Below are 22,026 nucleotides of genomic sequence, written 5' to 3'. Positions count from 1 at the left end.
TTGATTTTTAATCAATTATGTTTTTTGTCGTGTACTAAACCTTTTGTTCATAAAATCGCGGTTGAGTGAAATATCGAACTGTTGAATTGGTTCTGTAACTTTATAAATTTCCCAAATTCCTGTTGGAACATAGAAATAATTAAGCGTTGAAACGATATCATACGGCAATTGAATTTGCGCTTGACCGCCGTACGTAAATACTCCGTCGTTTTTAAAACCTGTTGAAAATCCGTCGGTTGTAGTTTTCTGATACGCGATATTGGCGTAGATGTAGTTCATTTTATCCGGATTTGCCATTCGGGTATTGAACTCGTTTTTACCTTTAAAGATATAATCAAGTGGGATGGGGAAATTTAGATAGGAAGAGAAGGTTTTAAAGCGATCGATTTGCACGAACGTTCTGTTGGCAACGAGTTCGCCGGGTTCGGCAGCAATTACAAACTGATTGGCGTCTTTCGAAACGCTGTAGTTTACACCTAATTGAATGTAGTTGAAAGCCGAGAATGTAGCGCTGTAGTTGTCGAAAAACACAGGTGCGAGCAGCAAGTTTCCTTCGCTGGCGTTGTAACGGTTAAAGAGCGAGTTGTTGTTTGGATCGATGTTGGTATATCCGGGCTGGTTCACTTTTCGGTTGTACGACGAGTTGAGGTTTAGCTGATCGGTAAAGCGGTAGTTCAGGGAAATACTCGGAAACAAGTTGGTGTTGGTAAACTTAATTTCGTTGGCAACGGTTGAAGCGTTTCGGGTTACGTTAAAATCTTCGAAACGAATACCTGCTGTAAATGAGAATTTCTTGATGCTTTTGGTGACTTGGGCGTAGAAAGCGAGGTTGGTTTCGAGGTAGTCGAAATCGATCGCATCGGTGAAAGTTCCGTTATCAAAAATGTCTTCGTTGGTGCTTTCAAAATTGTAGCGTCCGAAGTTTGTAACCTTTAGGTGATTGAATTTACCTCCGGTTGCGAAATTGAGTTTTAGTTTGGTAATAGGAAGGTTGAAATCGTACTTAAGATAATAGTTGTATAGATCGAAGTTAAGATCGCTGTTGTTAAAGGTACGCGCGCCGTCTTCTTGAGAAACCGACTTGTTCATGGGTGTTCTTCCGAAATAATTTCCGTAGGCGATAACATCGACGGTACTTCCGATGGTGTCGAGTTTGAGTTTGTACTGCGTACTGGCTTCGTGGAAATTGGTTTTTTCCTTAGTAAAGCCGTTGTTTAGGAAGTCGATTCCGTTGCCTGTAGCTGTATTGGTTGTGTTGTTGTCGTCTTTAGAGGCCGACATGTTGTAATTGAACAGCAAGTTTGATTTATCGTTTATGCGGTAATTCAGACCGGTTCTCCAATACAGATTTCGGTTAATGGTTTGCGTAAAGTTTTTCTGATCGAGCGTAACCGGTGGCGTTAAAGTGGTGAAGGTTTGCGTGCTGTTATTTTGGTTTTCGCTTTCGATGTAGTTTACACCGAACATGGTTTGCCAGCTTACTTCTTTAACTTTTCCATTAAGTAGGATTTGCGGGCTGGGTTTTTGATACTCGTTGAAGTTGTAATTGATGTTAAAGCTTGCGTTAACGCCTTTCATTTTGCGTGAAGCGGTAACGATATTGATGATAGATCCGCTTGCATTTGCGTCGAATGCAGCGCCCGGGTTGTAAATAAGTTCGATTTTTTCGATAGCGCCCGCTGGCAAACTGTTAAGGTAGTTTTCTAAATCCTGGCCCGTTAAGGTGCTTGGCGCTCCGTCGATGTAAATTTGCACGCCGCGTCCGTTAAGTGTGAGTCCGCCGCCGGGCGATTTCACCACACCGGGAATACGTCGAACCGCGTCCATGGCATTACCAGAATTGAGCATGCCGTTGTCTTTTACGTTGACGGTTGTTTTATCGGGATCGATTTTAATGAACTTCTTTTGTTTAGCGGTGATGGTAACTTCGGCGAGTTGCTGTGTTTTTGTTTCGAGTTTCAAGTCGGGCAAAGCGATGGTAGTTTCGCCGGCTTTGACAGCAAATTTTTGCGACTGAATGGGACTGTCGAGTGCAGTAACGTCGATTACGTAGTTGCCTGGTTCGAGATTTAGTTCGCGTTCGATTTTACAGCCGAGCACATTAAAAATAATGGGCGAAGAACCGTCGGCTCGCGCGAGCGTTACGGTTCGAAGTTCTTCGTCTTTTTCACAAGAGCGGTTAGAAAGCGGTGCGTTAACCGTAATTTTAACCGGCGTTTTCTGTGAAAACACACTGGCCGAAACGAGCAAAAATAGCCCTAGTACGAGTGATTTCATGAGGATTGATTTGATTGATGATGTGGAATAGACGCTGCGCTTTAGAAAATGTTACAGCTATTTTGAGATTTTTTTAGGAAATTTCCTCGATAGCGAATTTTGCGCAAAGTAGGCTACTGCAGCAGCCTAAGCTATTTTTTGAATATCTGAAGATTGATTTGAAGAATAGATCGCTGAATTTTAAAACCTACGAGCTAAATCAGATCTGCGTAGGCGAAAACATGTGCCCTTTTTAAAATTCTGAGGGCATGGGTGGTTGCCAAAAGACACTTTCGAAATTTTGTACTTGATTATCTACGACGCGAATTCCTTCGTTTTCAAGCAATTGTTGCATGAGATTGGATCCTGGAAAATGATGTTTCCCGGTGAGTAAACCAATGCGATTTACGACGCGATGGGCAGGAACGTTGGGCAGATTGTGCGCGGCGTTCATGGCGTAACCGACAACACGAGCCGACTTGGCCGATCCTAAACATTTGGCGATAGCGCCGTACGTACTTACCCGACCTTCGGGAATTTGACGTACAACTGCATACACACGTTCGAAAAAAGGATCGTCTTGACTCATCCGAAATAATATTCCAATATATTTATGATGGTAAAGATGGAAACCAAACCTGTTACCGAGCCAATGATGTAATTCATGTTTTTAAGAATTACTGCTGTTTTGCTTTCCAACTTCGAAAACAAACTGATGTAGCAATAGAAAGCCATAAAAGAACCAACCGCTGCTCCGGTAACAAAATTTCCAATCTCGGAGTTTTCAAAGTCAAAATACCCAAAAGACGACAAGCTAACGCTAACAATTACGTAGAACGGTATCGGAAAGAAATTGATGGCCGAAAGCAACATACCAAAAAAGAATCGGCCTTTTTTTGAACGCACTTTCACCTCTTTAGCCGATTTTGGTTTGTGCGTTCCACGACTAAAAAAATAGATGGTTAGCAGAATAAAAATAGCCAACCCGATTTCGCGCAACAGGATGACAACTTCGGGATGTGCATCGATAAAGCGTGCAAAAATCAATGCAATTACCGTTTGGAAAATCACTGTGAGTGTAGCTCCAAGCGCAAACATAACTGCACGTACTCTTCCTTCATCGAGGGCAATACGCGCTGCGGTCATGTTTATGAGTCCGGGTGGAATGATACCAATAACTGCCGCTGCAAAACCGAAAGTAATGGGTAAGACTATTTGTTGTGCTACAAATGCCGGCAATAAGAGAGGGAGTGCGGCGTACAAAATTATTGGTTATTAATGGGTTACAAGCTAAACCGAAGATACGTAATTGCTTTGTTAATTTCCAAATATTGTTGCTCGTAAAACGTCTGAATTTCAGTAACCTCTGCCGGAGCACCTTCGTTTTTATAGATATTGTGGTTGGCGTAGTGTACTGGTAAGCCGAGACCATGGAGCAAACCCAAGGTATATCCGTGCATAAACTCAGAGTCGGTTTTTAGGTTTACAAAACCGTCTTTCACGAGCACTTTGCGGTATTTTTCGAGGAAATCGCTGTTAGTCATGCGGTGTTTGGTTCGCTTGTATTTTATTTGAGGATCTGGAAAAGTAATCCATATTTCGGCGATTTCGGCTTCAGCAAAAATCTGATCAATTAATTCGATGTGTGTTCGAACGAAAGCTACATTCGGAAGGTTGTTTTCGATTGCCGTTTTAGCACCACGCCAAAACCGTGCTCCTTTCACATCTATTCCAATGTAATTCACTTCCGGATTTCGTTTGGCCAAACCAATCGTGTATTCACCTTTTCCGCAACCTAATTCCACTACAATCGGATTGTCGTTTCCGAAGAAATCTCTACTCCATTTTCCTTTCAAAGGAAAATTTCCTGCAACTACTTCTTCTCTTTTTGGCTGTAGTACATTATTAAATGTTTCGTTCTCTTGAAATCGCTTCTGTTTATTTTTGCTTCCCACGCTTTTGCTTAAAGTTTTGATAAGATTAAAGAAATGCAAAGTTATCAAAGCAAACCTACCTTTGCACAAAAATAAAGATGCCAAATACCGTAATTGTTGCACCGTTAAACTGGGGATTAGGACATGCCACGCGCTGCATCCCGATAATTAAAGCTTTGCAAGCGCTCGATTACGAACCAATCATTGCCTCCGACGGCATGGCTTTGGAACTACTGACCAAAGAATTTCCCGACTTGCAAAAGCTGGAACTCCCTTCCTACAACATTGAATACGCCAAAGAAGGAAGAAATTTCAAATGGAAAATGCTAGCGAATTTACCCGCGATGATCGACGCTATTTTAACGGAGAAGAAAATCATTAAAGCTTTTCTGAAAGAAAATGAGGTTTCGGGGATTATTTCCGACAATCGATTAGGAGTATACAGTAAAAAAATTCCGTCGGTTTTCATCACGCATCAACTGAATGTTTTAAGCGGTAACACCTCGTGGTTGAGCACGGCCTTACATAAAAATGCGATTAGAAAATTTACGGAATGCTGGGTTCCCGATTTTCAACACGGGCAAAACCTTTCGGGGAAACTCGGCAAAAGCAACGACCGTTCGCTGCGCGTAAAACATATTGGCGTTTTGAGTCGATTTGAAAAAGTGGATACTGAAAAAATCTACGATTTAGGCATAGTGCTTTCGGGTCCGGAACCGCAGCGCAGCTTACTTCAAGAACATTTGGAAAAGCAGCTTCCGGATTTCAACGGTTCGGTTTTACTCGTACGTGGCATTATTGAAGCCGAGCAAAAAACACAGATTGCCGGAAATGTGACAACCTATAATTTTATGACTTCGGAACAGCTCGAATTTGCGTATCAGCAATGTAAATTATTGATTTGCCGTTCGGGTTATACTTCGCTGATGGATTTGGCGAAGCTTGAACTTTCGGCATTTTTAATTCCAACGCCTGGGCAATTTGAGCAGGAGTATTTGGCAAAGAGATGCAAACGTTTGGGAATGGCGCCGATGGAAAAACAGGAACGCTTCGAGCTTAAACAGCTCAACGAAATAAAGTTATACGCTGGGTTTCCGAAGGTTGATGGCGACGTAAATTGGAAAAAATTATTCCGCCTTTTCGATAGTAAATGAGAACTCGGAACCTTTTCCGAATTCGCTTTCAATGTAAATTTTCTCGTCGTGTGCTTCGATGATGTGTTTTACAATCGACAAGCCCAGACCCGAACCGCCTTCGGCACGTGCCCCGCTTTTATCTACGCGGAAAAATCGTTCGAATAAACGCGGAATGTACTGCGGTTCAATGCCCTCACCATCATCCTTGATGCGAACAATAATTTTATTGTCGGTTAGGCTTTCAATGCCTACTTCGGTCGAACCGTTGACTTTTCCGTATTTGATGGAATTCACAATTAGGTTTACGAGAACTTGTTGAATTTTCTCTTGATCGCCAAAAACACGAATCGGACGCAGATATTTTCTGTCGAAAGACAAAAGAATATTCTTTTCTTCAGCTTTCATTTCCAACAGATCAAACACGTTTTGCACTAACTCGACAATATTGAACTTACTGAGATTGAGGTTTAAATCGCCCGACTCCAACTTCGAAATCATATCTAAATCTTGCACGATAAAAATGAGTCGTTCGACCCCTTTTTCGGCGCGTTCGAGGTATTTTTTGCGGATGTTTTTATCGTTCATAGCGCCGTCGAGTAGCGTGAGTAAATACCCTTGTACAGTGAACAGCGGCGTTTTTAGTTCGTGGGAAACGTTTCCGAGAAATTCGCGTCGGTATTCTTCGCGGACTTTCAAAGTTTCGATTTCCATCTTTTTGTCCATGGCAAATTTCTTCACTTCGCGCGTAAGCGTAGCCATATCGGTAGTGATGGGTTGGTTTCGAAAAGAACTCGACTCGAGAAACGACACGTCGTCGTAGATTTTTTTTACTCTTCTATAGATAAAGACTTCAACGCGGTATTGAATAACAAAAAACGAAAACGTATAAACGGCGAGTGCAAACAATAGCAAAAACCACAGAAACGGCAGCGCTTTTGGAAGGAAAAAAAACCAACTGAGAAAACCTACAAAACCGGTTGCAAATAAGGTGATGTACAAGGACGACTTACCTGCAAAGCGATACGTTTTCTTGAAAGTAAGATTCATGCTGTATTAAAAGAGTTGCTGCAAAGGTGCGAAGTTTTATTAAACCTCGAACTTGTACCCTACTCCTTTTATGGTTTTAAAGAAATCTTCGCCGATTTTTTCACGCAGTTTTCGGATGTGCACATCAATGGTTCTGCCACCAACAATCACTTCGTTACCCCAAACTTTATCGAGAATTTCTTCTCTTTTAAAAACTTTACCTGGCTTGGATGCGAGAAGGTAGAAGAGTTCGAACTCTTTTCGTGGAAGTACAATTTCTTCGCCGTCTTTCACAATTTTGTATTCCTCGCGATTAATTTCGATTCCGCCTACGTTGAGTTTTTCCGAATTGGTATCGCTTTCCTTCAATCGGCGTAACAAGGCTTTTACTTTCGAAACGAGCAATTTCGGTTTTATGGGTTTTGTGATGTAATCGTCGGCACCTGCATCGAAACCAGCTACTTGCGAGTAATCTTCGGAACGCGCGGTAAGAAAGGTAATAATTACATTGGCGAGTTCGGGAGTTTTGCGAATGATTTCGGTGGCTTCCATACCGTCCATTTCGGGCATCATCACATCCATGATAATTAAATGTGGCAACTCTTTCTTGGCTTTTGCAACAGCTTCTTTTCCGTTGGCAGCCGTACTAATTTGATATCCTTCTTGCGATAAATTGTAGCCTACAATTTCAAGTATATCTGCCTCATCATCAACGAGTAAGATTCGAATATCTTTCTTTTTCATACGTGAACTTTGGTTTTAGCGATTGTAAATGTAAAGATAAAAAAGAGCTCAGCAGAAGGCTTTACTGTAATTTAAAGACTTAACATTCTGTTAATATTTAACAAATGTATTGGTAACGCTGTCTTAACGTGGAGCTAAAACGATAAGCATTCCTTTGCACCAAATTTAAACAACACTTCCATGAGGAATTTTTTAAGCGTATTTTTTCTGTTAGTTGGAACTGTGGCTTTTGCGCAGAAAGGAACTATTGCAGGAAAAATAACCGACAAAGATGTTAACAACGAACCGATGTCATTTGCCAATATTATACTTAAAGGAACAACAATTGGAACGGCCACGGATATCGACGGAAATTTTGAATTAGCTGTTGACCCGGGAAACTATACTGTAGAGATTAGTTTTGTGGGTTACGAAACAATATTAGTTCCGGTAACTGTGGTTGCCAACCAAACGGTAACGATAAATCGCGCAATGAGTACAGGCAGCGTTAAGTTAGAGGATGTGGTACTCGTTCAGCAGGTTAATAAGCAGAAAGAAAATGCTTTATTGTTGGATCAAAAAAACGCAGTAGAAATAAAACAGAGTATTGGAGCGCAGGAATTGGCGCGAAAAGGAGTCAGCGATGTGGCTACTGCGGTTACTAAAACAACAGGGATTACTAAACAGGAAGGAAGCGGAACCATTTTTGTTCGCGGTTTGGGAGATCGTTATAACGCTACTACACTTAATGGTTTGCCTTTACCTTCGAGTGATCCAGAGCGCAAAAACATCAGTCTTGAGATTTTTGGAACCGATATTGTGGAATTCATTTCGATAGATAAAGTCTATAACTCAAAAATTTACGGCGATTTTGCGGGAGGAAACGTTGATATTGTTTCTAAAGAACACAAAGGTGCTGGATTTTTAAAATTTGATATCGGTGGTGATGTAAACTCGAATGCATTGAGTAACGAGGATTTTAGGGTGCAAAACGGTTATAACAAGAGCGGTTTTAACGATAAATCGCGTCCCGGAGGAACATTAAACAACTACAATTTCTCCACTTTAAGCAGCGAACAACCCACAGCAGTTGCCAATAGTTTTGGACTAACTGGCGGAAAATCATTTAATATTGGCGAAGTTGGAAAATTAAGTCTCTTTGGAACCGTTTCGTACGACAATGATTTTGCAGCGAAAGCCGATGGTGTTGCTCGTGGTGGCGTTAATGGAGCAGGCGTTGTTTTTAGAAATTTTCCAAGATTTTCAGAAGTTACCTATAGCACAAATACAACTGCCATGGGTAACATAGGTTACAAAATTAACTCAAAAAACAAAATCAACTTTAATTCGTTGTTTATCAACGCATCGTCGTTGTCTACACAAGAATACAGCGGCTTAATTATCGATATTGCGGATAATGGCAATGGACTTTTAAAACGATACAAATACGACCAGAACCAACTCTTTGTAAATCAGCTTTTGGGCGAGCACAAATTTACTGAGCGTATTAAATTAAATTGGGGTGGATCATTCAGCACCATTTCAGGAAACCAGCCCGATCGAGTACAGAACATTTTCCGTCAAGAAGCAAACGGATTCTTGTTGTCTAATGTTTCCTCTGCCGACAATCACCGTTATTTTCAAGAATTAACTGAGGATGAAATTGCCTTTAATGCTGCTGTAGATTATAAAATTGGAAAAATTGAGGATGGTGAATACAAAGGTAAGATAACTGTTGGGGCAAATGCACGTCAGAAAAAACGTGAATTCGAAGCGGTTCAATACAATTTAGACATCAATAATGATTTTGTTGAAACTATTGTTGACCCAAATAATCTTGACACGTTTTTCAATCAATCAAATTTGAATGCAGGTGTATTTTCACTTTCTACTTTCCGAGGAAACGCTCAAGTTCCGAGTGCTTTAGATCCGCAGTTCTATAACGGCGATTTGAACATCCTTGCAGGTTATGTTAATGCAGAATACCAATTCGGAAAACTTACCGGAGTTTTTGGTTTACGCGTTGAAACACTTGAGCAATTTGTAGAATGGAATACTTCAGTAGATCCGGCAGGTGGCGACAATACATTGGATAAATTTGCATTTTTACCTTCCTTAACATTGAAGTACGAACTGAACGAAAAACAAAATCTGCGTTTCGGCTTCAGCAAAACGTATACATTGCCTCAATTCAAAGAGCGCGCCTTCTTTGTTTATGAAGATGCTATCGAAGCAAAATTTGGTAATCCAGACTTATACGAGTCTGATGAATACAATTTCGATTTGAAGTGGGAACTTTTTCCAAAAGCGGATGAATTAATTTCGATCACAGGTTTTGGAAAACTCATTCAAAATCCGATCAACGAAATTAGTGTACTGTCTTCGACAAACGACGTTTCGTATGCCAATACTGGCGATCAGGCGTATGTAGCTGGAGCTGAACTTGAGTTGCGAAAAAACATATTTAGTATTGGAGAAACTAATGCTCGTAAATTATCGGCAGGTTTTAATGCTTCGTATTTGTATTCTCACCAAGACTTAGACGAAGATAAAGTACGTCGAGAAAACAGAACCGTAAACTTGCAAGCTGATTTTACCGACGATTCTAGCAGACTTACTGGCGCATCTGACCTATTAATGAATGCCGACATTACCTTTTCTACAGATTGGAACGACAAACAAGGTAGCTTTATGACTACGTTGGCCTACACGTATTTTTCAGATCGCGTATACTCTCTAGGAACGGTACAGCGCGGAAATCAGGTAGATAAATCATTTGGCGTTTTAGATTGGGTAACTCGAACCAAACTCACAAAGAACTTCGGAATCAATTTTATTGCACGCAATTTACTTGATCCTAAAATCGAACGCGTACAAGAAAACAAAAGTGGCGATGTAACTGTACTTAGCTACAGAAAAGGAATGAACTTTAGCTTAGGCATGAGCTATCAGTTTTAGTAATTTGAGGATTAGTTACTTAGAAAGCTGTCGGTTTCTCGACAGCTTTTCTTTTTTTCTTAACATTGGAAACATTGCCTTAATATGTTCATAGCAATTTGATAAAGAACCAATGACCTTCTGTTAACTTGGTTTTGAAGATATAGAGTCAAATTTGCAGCAACAAAATAACTATTAATAAAATCAACATGAAAAATGTATTTTTAAAGTCGGCATTAGCTCTTGCAGTTTTCGCTGGACTTTTTACAAGCTGCTCGAGCGACGACAACAACGGGCCAACTTCAACATTTGTGGTTACACCGGAAGATTTCAGAGGAAATATCAATGATGGTGAAGTAGTTTTGAACGCTAACACCGTGTATACACTAACGGGACCTCTAGTAGTAAACGACGGTGCTACACTTACAATCCCCGCGGGTACTGTAATCGAAGCAACTGGTGGTACCGCTGCTTATATTGCTGTAGCGCAAGGCGGTAAAATCTTTGTTAACGGAACAGCGTCAAACCCTGTTGTAATGACTTCGGGCTTAGCTACGCCTGCGGCAGGTAACTGGGGAGGTTTAGTAATTTGTGGAAAAGCACCAATTAACACGGTTTCAGGAGGCGCTTCAACGGCACAGTCGGAAGTAGCTGGTTTAACATACGGTGGATCTATTGCTAACGACAATTCAGGTTCGGTTCGTTACTTAGTAATCGAATACGCTGGTGCAGCATTCTCTTCTACAAAAGAATTTAACGGTGCATCCTTATTCGGTGTAGGTTCAGGAACTACATTTGAATACGTACAAGCTTTAAATGGTGCCGACGATGGTTTCGAATTCTTCGGAGGAACAGTAAATACATCTAATCTAGTTTCTTTTGGAAACCAAGACGATCAATTCGACTGGACAGAAGGTTGGAGTGGAACGAACAACAACTGGTACGGAAAAATTTCTTTTGGTCAAGGAAACCGTGGTATCGAAGCAGACAACTACGAATTTGGCTTTGCTAATACTCCTGTTTCGAATCCTACTATCAACAACATTACTTTAGTTGGTGCTGGGCCAAACGCAAGCTCACAAAGTTATGCTGAGAACCAAGCAATGAAACTACGTCGTGGAACTCGTGCTAGCTTTACAAATGTAGTTTTAGCAGATTGGGCTACAGGAATCGACATCGAACACAACGAAACTTTAGCTAACATTCCAGGTTCACTTTCGTTAACTACAGTTTTATTTACAAACATCACAACTAAATCTAAAGGAAAAGACACTGCTGGTGCTACTGTATCTGTTACAAATGCTTTTACAGAGGGAGCGGCAACGGGTGCTGGAAATGGCGCTGGAATTCCAACTTGGGCTCAAGGATGGACCAACGGTCTTAACTAAGACACATAAAATAATAATATAAGAATGGCTGCTCTCGGGCGGCCATTTTTTTTGCATACACCTTAACACGATTGCGCGCACAAACGATTGCAGTGGAAATCTTACCACGAGCAGTAGCTGCCGAGCGCTACCCCGACAACTATCTAAGGCAGTAAAAAGCGCAGTAACTCGACGCAACAGAGCGGCATGTGTCCAAAAAAACAATCAATTATTCTAAAAAATTATTTTTGGAACGGATTTTGAAATAAAAATTGTAGTTTTACATTATCTTTTACGTGATGAAAAAATTTTACTTCATATTCGTTTTCTTTTTACTTCTTGCTGCGGGCAATGTGCAGGCGCAAGATGGTAAATCGGCATTGACCAATATCGAAGGTTTGAATTTTTATCCGAACCCTGTAAGCAATGGCAAAATTTACATTACTACTGCCAAACAAAGCTTAGAGAAAGAGGTAACTATTTTCGACGTGCTAGGAAAGAAAGTGCTTAACACTACACTTACCACTAAAGAACTTAACGTTTCGTCGTTAGCACCTGGCGTGTACATCATCAAAATCAGAGAAGCTGAGGCTACTGCCACAAGAAAACTGATCGTCAAGTAGTTAGCCAACCCCTCCAAAATCATAAATAACGATTCTTTTACACGGCTTTTTTGCAGTATTGCGAAAATCGTCGTTATCTTTGCAGCATAAAATATTAATAAGTTTAAAATGAAAAAACTTTACACTTTATCTTTAGTGTTGTTTGCGGGTTTGACATCGTTTGCACAAGTTTTCTTTTCTGAAAACATGGGAACACCAACTTCAACTACAGCCATTGCAGCACATACCTTTCAAAATGCTGCACCAATTGTCTTTTCCGGTACAGCAGATGCTCGTGCTACAGTAGTCTCGACAGGATATTCTGGAGCATCGGGTTCAGGAAACATATTTTTTAATGGCGATGCTGAATTCTTTCAAATCGATGGGCTAAACACAGCTGCTTACAGTCAAGCAAACATAACTTTATCGTTTGGCTACACAGGAACTAGCGCATTGATCTTAGAGCAATCGACTAATGCAACAGACTGGACTCCTATAACCTACACATTGGCAACTGGAAGTGCTTGGCAACTTGTTGTAGCTGATGCAAATCAAATCATTCCTTCTGCTACTCTTTCACTACGATGGAGAGCTACATCAACAGCTCAAATCCGAATTGACGACGTAAAACTTAGTAACGGTGGTTCAACTTGTACGTTAGCCTTAGGAGCAACTGCTGTCAACTGCGATGATAACACTTCTGGAGTTGATACCTATACAGCGACTCTAGCCTTTACAGGTGGAGGAAGTACAGCAGTAACAATCAGCACAAACGCTGGAACGGTAAGTGGAGATAATCCTTCAACTGCTGCTACAGGAACTATTACCGTTTCTGGAGTGAACGAAGGTACTGCTCTTGTAGTAACAATTACTGGAGGCGATTGTAATTTAAGTGCAACAATTGCTAGCCCACAGTGTAAACCAATCTTAAACCTACCAGTAAATGAACCTTTTGATTACCCTGCCAATGTTGACTTAAATACAGTAGGTGCATGGTCTACATTTAATACAGGAGACAATCCAACCATTCAAGCTGGAAGCTTAGCGTACACAGGTGTTGCACAAGTTGGTAATTCAGTAACATTCGCTGGTACCGGAACTGAAGCGGATTTGCGTTTTCAACCAGTTACGACTGATTTCCTATATGCGTCATTCTTGTTAAATGTAACCGACTATTCTAACGTACCTGATACTGCAACTTCTGGAAATCCAACTTATTTTGCAGCTTTAAGCCCATCAGGAACAAACTACGTTGCTCGCGTTTTCATCCGCAAGGCCGGAACTCAGTTCAACTTAGGAGGTTCAAATTCAGGAAATATCGCTGATGGACAATGGGATGCCAACAACTACGATTTAAACAATCCTGTTTTAGTTGTTGTAGGTTACGACTTTGCTAATAACGTTATCAAGTACTGGTTTAACCCAACTGTAGCTGGTTTCAATGCGAATACGCCAGCAACTTTTGAAATCACTCCCTCTAGTGCAATAACAACTTTGAACGGATTTATCTTAAGACAAGATGGTGCTTCTTCAACCCCAACCATGACTATCGATGCACTTCGTATTGGTTTAGCTCCTGGCGATGTTCTTACAAGAAATGAGCAAACGGCTATCTCTGGCTTAAAAGTATATCCAAACCCAGTTACAAACGGTATCTTAAACATCGAAACTGCTGCTAACGCTGAGCGTAACGTACAAATTTTCGATATCGTAGGAAAACAAGTAGTAAACCTTACTACAGCTACAAACAACATCAACGTATCGGCGCTTAGAAGCGGCGTTTACGTAGCAAAAATTACCGAAGAAGGTAAAACAGCTACTGTGAAGTTCGTAGTGAAGTAATTCCTTCCCTCATAATATTTAAAACTCCGGTACGAAAGTATCGGAGTTTTTTTATGTACCCACTTAAACTTTTATAATTTTACCAGGTGAAAGAATTCCAAGGCAATCCGTTTACCCTTCGCAGCAAAAAAGAGTTCGATAAACTCGCGCTCAAAGTATTTCGGTATCAGTTCGAAAACCAGCCCACCTACCAGCAATTTTGTACGCTACTGAAACGAACACCCGATGTGGTAAAAAACGTCGAGCAAATTCCGTTTTTGCCCATTTCATTCTTTAAATCGCACCACATTATTACAACCGATTGCCAGCCGGAAATCGTTTTTGGCAGCAGCGGAACCACGCAAACCGGCCAAAGCAAACATCCGGTTGCAAAAGTCGAGATCTACCGCGAGAGCTTTCTACAAGCCTTTCAGCTGCAATACGGAAATCCGGAAGATTACATCATCCTCGCCTTGCTTCCCTCCTACCAAGAACGCCAAGATTCATCGCTCATTTTTATGGTCGACGAGCTTATCGCACGTTCGCAACAACCCGAATCGGGCTACTACCTAAATCGAAATCAGGAGCTTATCGAAAACCTATTGGCGTACGACCGTTCCGGGAAAAATGTTCTACTCATTGGCGTTACCTATGCCCTGCTCGACCTCATCGAAACGCAAACGTTCAGATTACAAAATACCATCATCATGGAAACCGGCGGCATGAAAGGTCGGCGTAAAGAGCTTGTGAAATCTGAACTACACGAATTACTCTGTGCCGGATTTGGCGTTTCGAACATCCATTCGGAGTACGGCATGACCGAATTACTGTCGCAAGCCTATTCTCTCGGAAAAGGCATTTTCGAGTGTCCGCCCTGGATGGATGTGCACATACGCGAAGTACAAGATCCGTTGCAGTTAGTGCCCTCAGGGCGCAGTGGCGGCATTAACGTCATCGATTTGGCTAATGTGTACTCATGCTCGTTCATTGCCACACAAGATCTGGGAAAAAAATTCGAAAACGGTTCGTTCGAAGTATTAGGTCGGTTCGATAACGCCGACATCCGCGGTTGCAATTTACTGGTTCAATAACCCTCAAAATCTGTGCATTCAAGGTGTTATCCATTATCGACTTTGAAAAGCGTAGAATTTTCGTGCAAACAATAAACATGTAAAATTTACGACAATTTAAAGTTGATTTGCGAACGTTCTAAAACATCGAGTAACTCGTTGGTTAGTGCGATTTTGTGACGGCGGCAACCTAAATTAACCTTGGTGTTTTCGACAATTTCGGAAACTTCGGGTTTCACATAAACGGGCGTTTCGGGTGCTTCTTCCAAGCCGTCGGATTCGATGGTGTCGTCTACAAAAACCTCGGTTGCAGCGGCAACAGCGACAGGTTCTTGTTCCATAATTTCGGCAATTTCAAAATGTATAGTTTTATCGCCGCGATTGTCGCGTACTAACTGGACGATAAAATCGATTAGCTCGTCGGTGAGTTGATTTACGTTTAGTTTAAACGTGATGCTGCTGCAAATTTCGCTGATGACATTTGCCAAAAGCGAAAAATTAAGGAAGGTAACTCGAGGTTCGCCGCGCGTGTTTGTTTCTTTACGCAGGTAACCTTCGACGATTTTGACCTTAAAGAAAACGAATTGCCCCGGAGTGAGAAAGTGTCTGAATTTCAGATACTCTTCGCCAAAAATCCTAAAATTGTAAGATGTTTCGTAGCATTCTAAATTAAACATCCCAAAACCGCGTCCTTTGCCGTCGGTACGGTGTTCTGCGGAGGCGATAATTCCGCCGAAACTCAGCGTTTTACCGATATGTGGCGTGAGTTCGTCGAGTATGCCGGCTTCGGTTTTGCAAAACGACTTTATGACTTGCTTGTAATCGTCGAGTGGATGACCGGAGATGTAAATTCCCACGACTTCTTTTTCTTTGGAGAGCTTTTCCAGCGTATTCCATTCTTCGCAAAAGGGCAAGGTGGGTTCGGGAAGTTGAATTTCGGCGGCATCGCCAAACAAACTCACTTGAGCTGCGTTTTCGTTGTCTTGGTGGCGCGAACCGTAGCGTAAGGCTTTCTCGATAACGGTGGAATTTTCGTTTTTATCAATCGTGAAATACTGAGCACGGTGCGTTCCTTCGAACGAATCAAATCCGCCGGCGAGCGCCAAGCTTTCGAAGGCTTTTTTGTTAGCTGATCGCAAATCGATTCGTTTGGCGAGATCGAACACCGACTTGTATCGTCCGTCTTTTCTTTCGGCGACTATTGTATCCACGGCATTTCGACCCAAACCTTTGATTGCGCCCATACCAAAACGAATCGCTTGATTGGCGTTTACGGTAAATTTGTAGAACGATTCGTTGACATCCGGACCCAAAACACGCAATCCCATGCGGCGGCATTCTTCCATAAAAAACGACACTTGTTTGATATCGTTCATATTGTTAGAAAGTACGGCAGCCATGTATTCGGCTGGATAATTGGCTTTAAGGTACGCGGTTTGGTAGGCAATCCAGGCGTAGCAGGTAGAGTGCGACTTGTTAAAAGCGTATTGCGCAAAAGCCTCCCAATCTTTCCAGATTTTTTCGAGTGCTTCTTGTGGATAGCCGTTTTTTACGGCGCCGTCGATGAAATCGGTTTTCATTTTCGCCAGCGTATCAATTTGCTTTTTACCCATGGCTTTACGCAGAACGTCGGCTTGACCTTTGGTGAAGTTGGCCAATTTTTGGGAAAGAAGCATTACCTGCTCTTGATAAACGGTAATTCCGTAGGTGTCTTTTAGCAATTCTTCGCAGGCATCGATATCGTACACGATGGGTTCTTTTCCGTTTTTTCGATTGATGAAAGACGGAATATACGCCAACGGTCCGGGGCGATACAAGGCGTTCATGGCAATCAAATCTTCAAAGACCGTAGGCTTGAGATTTTTCATGTGCTTTTGCATACCGGGCGATTCGTACTGGAAAATACCTACAGTTTCACCGCGTTGAAAAAGCTCGTAAGTTTTCACATCGTCTATCGGAAAGGCATCAGGATCGAGATCAATTCCGGTGCGATACTTCACTAATTTTACCGTGTCTTTAATCAGGGTTAGGGTCTTCAAACCCAAGAAGTCCATTTTCAGCAAACCTGCACTTTCCACAACCGAGTTATCGAATTGCGTGACGTACATATCTTCTTCCTTTGCTGTAATTATCGGAACGAAGTTGGTGATATCGTCGGGCGTGATAATTACTCCACAGGCGTGAATTCCGGTATTTCGGAGTGTTCCTTCGAGTTTACGCGCTTGGTTTAAGGTTCCGGCGACCGGATCGTTATTTCCCGATATCTGGCGTAAAGCTTTTACTTTTTCGAAATCTTCGGCACGTAAATCGGCTTTAAGCTTTCCTTCATCGCCGTTGAAGATTTTCTCCAGATTGAGGTTTGAAGGAATCATTTTCGCCAGACGGTCGGCTTCAAAAAGTGGTAAATCGAGTACGCGAGCGGTATCACGAATCGCCGATTTCGCTGCCATAGTACCGTAAGTTACTATTTGTGCAACCTGTTTCTTTCCGTATTTGTTGATTACGTATTCAATTACTTTGCCTCGACCTTCATCGTCGAAGTCGATATCAATATCGGGCATCGACACACGCTCCGGATTGAGGAAACGCTCAAAAAGGAGGTTGTATTTCAGCGGATCGATATTGGTAATTTTAAGGCAATACGCAACAACCGACCCAGCTGCGGAACCACGACCGGGACCAACTGCTACGCCCATTTTTCGGGCTTCGGCAATGAAATCTTGAACGATGAGAAAGTATCCCGGGTAACCGCTGTTGGCGATTGTTTGCAATTCAAAATCGATACGTTCGCGGACTTCATCGGTAATTTCGGTATACCGTTCATTGGCGCCTTCGTAGGTAAGATGCCTCAAATAGGCGTTTTCTCCGCGCTTTCCGCCGTCGGCTACATCTTCGGCAACTTGAAACGATTCGGGGATATCGAATTTTGGAAGTAAAACTTCGCGCGCTAATTGGTAGGATTCGACTTTATCTAAGACGTCTTGAATATTTAGGATGGCTTCGGGAACGTCGCGAAACAGCGTTTTCATTTCGTCGGCCGATTTCAAGTAGTATTCCTGATTTTCGAGTCCGTAGCGCGAGCCACGTTCGTTGCCGATGGGCGTACTTTTCTTTTCGCCGTCGCGAACACAAAGTAAAATGTCTTGTGCGGCGGCATCTTCTTTACTGACGTAAAATGTATTGTTGGTGGCTACGATTTTTATCTCGTGCTGTTTTGCGAATTGAATGATTTGTTCGTTTACTTCGTCTTCTGCCGGATGGCCGTGTCGACAAATTTCGAGGTAAAAGTCGTCGGCATAAAGCTGTTTCCAAGCGAGCACTGCTTCTTCGGCTTGGCGTTGGCCCACAGAACGCAATTTTGCAGCAATTTCGCCGGTCATTCCGCCGGAAAGCACTATTAAATCCTGACCGTATCGGTTGAGTAATTCGCGATCGATTCGAGGCACGTAGTAGTAACCGTCGGCGTGTGCGATTGAAGAAAGCTTAGCCAAATTATGGTACCCGCGTTTGTTTTTTGCGAGGAATACCATTTGGTAACCGTTGTCTTTCACCGATTTATTGAGGTGGTTGTCGCACACATAGAATTCGCAGCCAACGATTGCTTTTAAAGGACGCTCAGTGGCTACAGCTCCCAACTCTTCGGCTTGTTGGTTGCGAGCTTTCACTCCTTTGTTGTGATTTTCTACTTCTTGAATGAGGCGAAACGACCCCATAAGATTCGAATAATCGGTTAGCGCAATTGCGGGCATTTTGAGCTGAATTGCAGCTTTAACCAGCGCCGAAACACTGGAAGTTGATTGCAGAATACTAAACTGACTGTGATTGTGAAGATGGGCGAATTCGGCTGCTATAAATTCTTCGGAGACTTCGGTGGTAGTATGATCTACAACTTGTTTGTCGGAACCTTTTAGCTTTTTGGATTCGGTTTTGAAGTTTACGTGTTTTAACCCCAGTAGTTTTATACCTTCTGCGTTAAGCGCTTTAAAGTCCTGAAGTTCGGTTTCAGAAATTTGCAACGCATCGGGTGTAAAAAGATCTATAAAAACGAGTTGGAAGAAGCAACGCGCAGTGGCTTCAACGTCGGCAGTTGCGTTATGTGCTTCGGCAAAACTATCTGCGAAAAGGTAGTTATAGAGTTCGGATAGTGTCGGGAATTTGTATTTGGATCGACCTCCGGGAAGTTTCAGCAATTCGGCTGTTTTTTCGGTACAGGTATCTAGAACGGGTTTGGATTCGAGTACATTGGTTCGATTGGCGCGCACAAATTCGGCACCCATGATATTGAGGTCGAACTTCAGGTTGTGTCCAACGAGAAAGTTAGCTTGTGCCACAGCGTCTTCGAAGGCATCGAGTACGTTGTCAAGAGGCTTACCGTCGCGTTGTGCAAGCGCTGTTGATATACCGTGAACGCGTTCGACATCGTATGGAATATTGAATCCGTCGGGAGTGATCAGGAAGTCGCCTCGCGAGATTAGACTTCCATTACTTTCATGGAGTTGCCAAGCGAGTTGAACGCAGCGTGGCCAGTTTTCAACGTCGGTAATTGGGGCGTCAAAATTCTTAGGAAGTCCGGTGGTCTCGGTATCAAAAATGAGGTACTTCATTGAAATTTAGCAAATAAGGCTGTGAGGTGACAAAAAATATCGAACATCAAAAATACGCAAGAGTTTGCGTTGAGATTGTTAAAGAAGATTTACCTGAGTAAAAAGTTGTAAACAAAAAAACCGTTTGATTGCTCAAACGGTTTTAGATAACTTCTGAAGTAAGTTTTAGTAACCTCTATCGTTTCTGTTACCTCCGCCACGGTTAAACCCGCCACGATCGTTTCCGTAACCGCCACCTGAGCGACCTCCACCAGTTCTGTTACGATCAAAAGAGCGACGTTCTCCTTCCGGACGTGGTTCTGATTTGTTCACAACAATAGTGCGTCCCGATACATTTGCACCGTTTAATTCGTTAATGGCATTTTGTGCTTCGTCGTCATTAGGCATTTCGACAAAACCAAATCCTTTACTTCTACCGGTCATTTTATCGGAAATGATTTTTACCGAATCTACTGCCCCGTAAGCTTCAAAGGATGCTCTTAAATCTGCTTCCTCTATACTCCACGGAAGACTACCAACAAAAATGTTCATAAGAAAAAAATATTAATTCGAGGTAAATGTAGTCTATATATTCTCGGAAAACATCAAACAACTGTTATTTATTTGCAAATAAAAAAAGCGCTTGTAAAAAGCGCTTCGTAGTTTATATCCGTTAATGATTAAAAAACAGGGATGTTGTAAAAATTCCCTTCTTGGAAATTAACGTTGTCAGGAGCTAAAGTACTTTCTCCTTGATACTTAGCATTAAATTTAAAAGTTCCTGAAATAACTCTCTTTTCGGGATCCCATTTATTAATTACAATTTCCAAATTACCTGGATCTTCGCGCTCGGTGTTGAATCCCAAGCCAGTAACATACTCCAAAGCAGTTCCTCCATCGGTGAACGTATAACTTGCACTAATTTCGTCATCCAAAGAAGGTTCTGTTGGATTGTAACCGTATGTATATGTTTGTGCATTAAGACTCGTAATTGGAATTGTAAGCACTATTGGAAAAGTAATCGTAGTGGTTTCGAATCCTTTGAAAGAAGTAATCGTCACTGAACCCGTATTAGGCACAGCTGGATCGGTTGGATTGTAATCACCTGAAGTCAAATCGCCTCTCCAAACACGATTGTCTTTGCGGGCTTGGAAACCTGGATCGTTAAAAACTACTTCGTTCTCGCAAGCAATTGCCACTAAAGCGAAAACCAATATTGAAAAAATTTTCTTCATTTGAGTTAATCGGTTAATATGACTTTGAGAAGTCGGTTACAAAAATAGTTTTTAAAACGAAATAGCAATCATATCCGCTCATAAAATCAAAAAATTACGCCAGAAATAGAATTTTTATAACAAAGAACAAATTTAAAAGACCCGCTTACGGTATTTCGGAAATTTATAGTACTTTTGCAACCTTAATTAACAGAGGTCGAGTACCTCGCAATTTAATCAATAAGATTATGGCTGTAAAAATCAGACTACAGAGACACGGAAAGAAAGGTAAACCATTTTATTGGGTAGTTGCTGCCGATGCACGCTCTAAGCGTGACGGTCGTTACCTAGAGAAATTGGGAACTTACAATCCGAACACAAACCCTGCAACAATCGACCTAAACATCGATAATGCTGTGCAGTGGTTACACAATGGTGCACAACCAACCGACACTGCGCGTGCTATTCTATCTTACAAAGGAGTGCTTTTAAAGCATCACTTAGATGGCGGCGTTAGAAAAGGTGCTTTAACTCAAGAGCAGGCTGATGCGAAATTCGCTGCTTGGTTGGAAGAAAAAGCTGGAAAAGTTGACGCTAAGAAAGACAACCTATCAAAAGCAAAAGCAGATGCGAAAGCAAAAGCACTTGCTGCTGAAAAAGCTGTAAACGAAAAACGTGCAAATGCTGCTGCGGAAGCGGAAGCTGCTGCAAAAGCTGAGGCGGAAGCTGCTGAAAACGCTGCTGCTGAAGAAGTTGCCACTGAAGCTGCTGCTGAAGAGCCTGCTGCTGACGAAGCTACTGAAGAAACTCAGGCTTAATTTTTTCTGCAAATGCGAAAAGCTGATTGTTTTTACTTAGGCAAAATCGCGAAAAAATTCAGTTTTAAAGGCGAGCTCTTATTGTATCTCGATACCGACGAACCTCACCTTTACCAAAATTTGGAATCAGTTTTTGTTGAATGCAACAACGAACTGATTCCTTTTTTTATGGAAAATGCGTCTTTACATAAAAACGACTTCCTGCGCGTGAAATTTGAAGACGTAAACTCTGAAGCCGAAGCCGACGAACTCATCGGAAATGCGCTTTACCTCCCACTCTCTTTCCTCCCAAAACTCAGCGGAAACAAATTTTACTTCCACGAAGTAATCGGATTCACCATTGTCGATCAAACTGAGGGCCGCGTGGGCATAATTCAATCGGTGAACGACACCACCGCACAACCCTTATTTGAAGTTCTCGATGGCGAAACGGAAATGCTTATTCCGATGATCGATCAGTTTTTAGTGAAAGTGGATCGCGCCAAAAAAGAAATCATCATGAATTTGCCGGAAGGCTTAGTTGATATGTACCGCTAATA

17 protein-coding genes are annotated in these 22,026 nt (G+C 41.9%); 8 read left to right on the top strand and 9 right to left on the bottom strand.

Features of this window, described 5'->3' with window-relative positions:
* Positions 1–15: 15 nt before the first annotated feature.
* The 4 genes from CHX27_RS08965 to trmB form a co-directional block, all read right to left on the bottom strand.
* Positions 16–2,277 (bottom strand): TonB-dependent receptor domain-containing protein, encoded by a 2,262-nt coding sequence (locus tag CHX27_RS08965; RefSeq protein WP_094486433.1) that lies wholly within the window; start codon positions 2,275–2,277, stop codon positions 16–18.
* Positions 2,278–2,509: 232 nt separating this feature from the next.
* On the bottom strand, positions 2,510–2,845 hold the full coding sequence (locus CHX27_RS08960) for an MGMT family protein (RefSeq protein WP_094486432.1): 336 nt from the start codon (positions 2,843–2,845) through the stop codon (positions 2,510–2,512).
* Positions 2,842–3,495, bottom strand: coding sequence for a LysE family transporter (locus CHX27_RS08955; RefSeq protein ID WP_243388980.1), 654 nt, complete (start codon positions 3,493–3,495; stop codon positions 2,842–2,844). The genes CHX27_RS08960 and CHX27_RS08955 overlap by 4 nt, the downstream gene beginning before the upstream one ends.
* A 44-nt stretch (positions 3,496–3,539) precedes the next feature.
* A complete protein-coding gene (gene trmB, locus CHX27_RS08950) occupies positions 3,540–4,211 on the bottom strand; it encodes a tRNA (guanosine(46)-N7)-methyltransferase TrmB (RefSeq protein WP_094486434.1) in 672 nt (223 codons plus the stop codon).
* A 77-nt stretch (positions 4,212–4,288) separates the two neighbouring features.
* Here trmB and CHX27_RS08945 point away from each other — a divergent pair, with 77 nt between their 5' ends.
* On the top strand, positions 4,289–5,344 hold the full coding sequence (locus CHX27_RS08945; protein WP_094486431.1) for a glycosyltransferase: 1,056 nt from the start codon (positions 4,289–4,291) through the stop codon (positions 5,342–5,344).
* Here the strand turns inward: CHX27_RS08945 and CHX27_RS08940 are convergent.
* Positions 5,318–6,373, bottom strand: coding sequence for a sensor histidine kinase (locus tag CHX27_RS08940; protein ID WP_094486430.1), 1,056 nt, complete (start codon positions 6,371–6,373; stop codon positions 5,318–5,320). The genes CHX27_RS08945 and CHX27_RS08940 overlap by 27 nt on opposite strands.
* A gap of 39 nt (positions 6,374–6,412) precedes the next feature.
* Positions 6,413–7,096 carry a response regulator transcription factor gene (locus tag CHX27_RS08935; protein WP_094486429.1) on the bottom strand — a complete coding sequence of 228 codons (684 nt, stop codon included), beginning with the start codon at positions 7,094–7,096 and terminating at the stop codon, positions 6,413–6,415.
* A gap of 180 nt (positions 7,097–7,276) precedes the next feature.
* Here CHX27_RS08935 and CHX27_RS08930 point away from each other — a divergent pair, with 180 nt between their 5' ends.
* The 5 genes from CHX27_RS08930 (at position 7,277) to CHX27_RS08910 (ending at position 14,893) form a co-directional block, all read left to right on the top strand.
* Positions 7,277–10,033, top strand: a complete 2,757-nt coding sequence (locus tag CHX27_RS08930; protein ID WP_094486428.1) for a TonB-dependent receptor — start codon at positions 7,277–7,279, stop codon at positions 10,031–10,033.
* Positions 10,034–10,221: 188 nt separating this feature from the next.
* Positions 10,222–11,400 carry a hypothetical protein gene (locus CHX27_RS08925; protein ID WP_094486427.1) on the top strand — a complete coding sequence of 393 codons (1,179 nt, stop codon included), beginning with the start codon at positions 10,222–10,224 and terminating at the stop codon, positions 11,398–11,400.
* Between the two features lie 278 nt (positions 11,401–11,678).
* On the top strand, positions 11,679–12,002 hold the full coding sequence (locus CHX27_RS08920; RefSeq protein ID WP_094486426.1) for a T9SS type A sorting domain-containing protein: 324 nt from the start codon (positions 11,679–11,681) through the stop codon (positions 12,000–12,002).
* 108 nt (positions 12,003–12,110) lie between these two features.
* Positions 12,111–13,823 (top strand): T9SS type A sorting domain-containing protein, encoded by a 1,713-nt coding sequence (locus CHX27_RS08915; RefSeq protein ID WP_094486425.1) that lies wholly within the window; start codon positions 12,111–12,113, stop codon positions 13,821–13,823.
* Positions 13,824–13,909: 86 nt separating this feature from the next.
* A complete protein-coding gene (locus CHX27_RS08910; protein ID WP_094486424.1) occupies positions 13,910–14,893 on the top strand; it encodes a LuxE/PaaK family acyltransferase in 984 nt (327 codons plus the stop codon).
* An 86-nt stretch (positions 14,894–14,979) separates the two neighbouring features.
* On the opposite strand, the gene dnaE is transcribed toward CHX27_RS08910, so the two are convergent.
* The 3 genes from dnaE to CHX27_RS08895 form a co-directional block, all read right to left on the bottom strand.
* Positions 14,980–19,476 (bottom strand): DNA polymerase III subunit alpha, encoded by a 4,497-nt coding sequence (gene dnaE / locus CHX27_RS08905; RefSeq protein WP_094486423.1) that lies wholly within the window; start codon positions 19,474–19,476, stop codon positions 14,980–14,982.
* 165 nt (positions 19,477–19,641) lie between these two features.
* Positions 19,642–20,007 carry an RNA recognition motif domain-containing protein gene (locus CHX27_RS08900; protein WP_094486422.1) on the bottom strand — a complete coding sequence of 122 codons (366 nt, stop codon included), beginning with the start codon at positions 20,005–20,007 and terminating at the stop codon, positions 19,642–19,644.
* A 128-nt stretch (positions 20,008–20,135) separates the two neighbouring features.
* Entirely contained in the window at positions 20,136–20,690 is a 555-nt protein-coding gene (locus tag CHX27_RS08895; RefSeq protein ID WP_094486421.1) for a DUF6252 family protein, read from the bottom strand.
* A 227-nt stretch (positions 20,691–20,917) separates the two neighbouring features.
* Here CHX27_RS08895 and CHX27_RS08890 point away from each other — a divergent pair, with 227 nt between their 5' ends.
* Both CHX27_RS08890 and rimM read left to right on the top strand, forming a co-directional pair.
* Entirely contained in the window at positions 20,918–21,487 is a 570-nt protein-coding gene (locus tag CHX27_RS08890) for a 30S ribosomal protein S16 (protein ID WP_094486420.1), read from the top strand.
* Positions 21,488–21,499: 12 nt separating this feature from the next.
* Positions 21,500–22,024 (top strand): ribosome maturation factor RimM, encoded by a 525-nt coding sequence (gene rimM / locus CHX27_RS08885; RefSeq protein WP_094486419.1) that lies wholly within the window; start codon positions 21,500–21,502, stop codon positions 22,022–22,024.
* The last annotated feature ends 2 nt before the right edge of the window (positions 22,025–22,026 follow it).

The sequence above is a fragment of the Flavobacterium aurantiibacter genome, from assembly GCF_002251775.1.
In the GTDB taxonomy this organism is placed as follows: Bacteria; Bacteroidota; Bacteroidia; order Flavobacteriales; family Flavobacteriaceae; genus Flavobacterium; species Flavobacterium aurantiibacter.
This window is presented reverse-complemented; position numbering and strand designations above follow the sequence as displayed.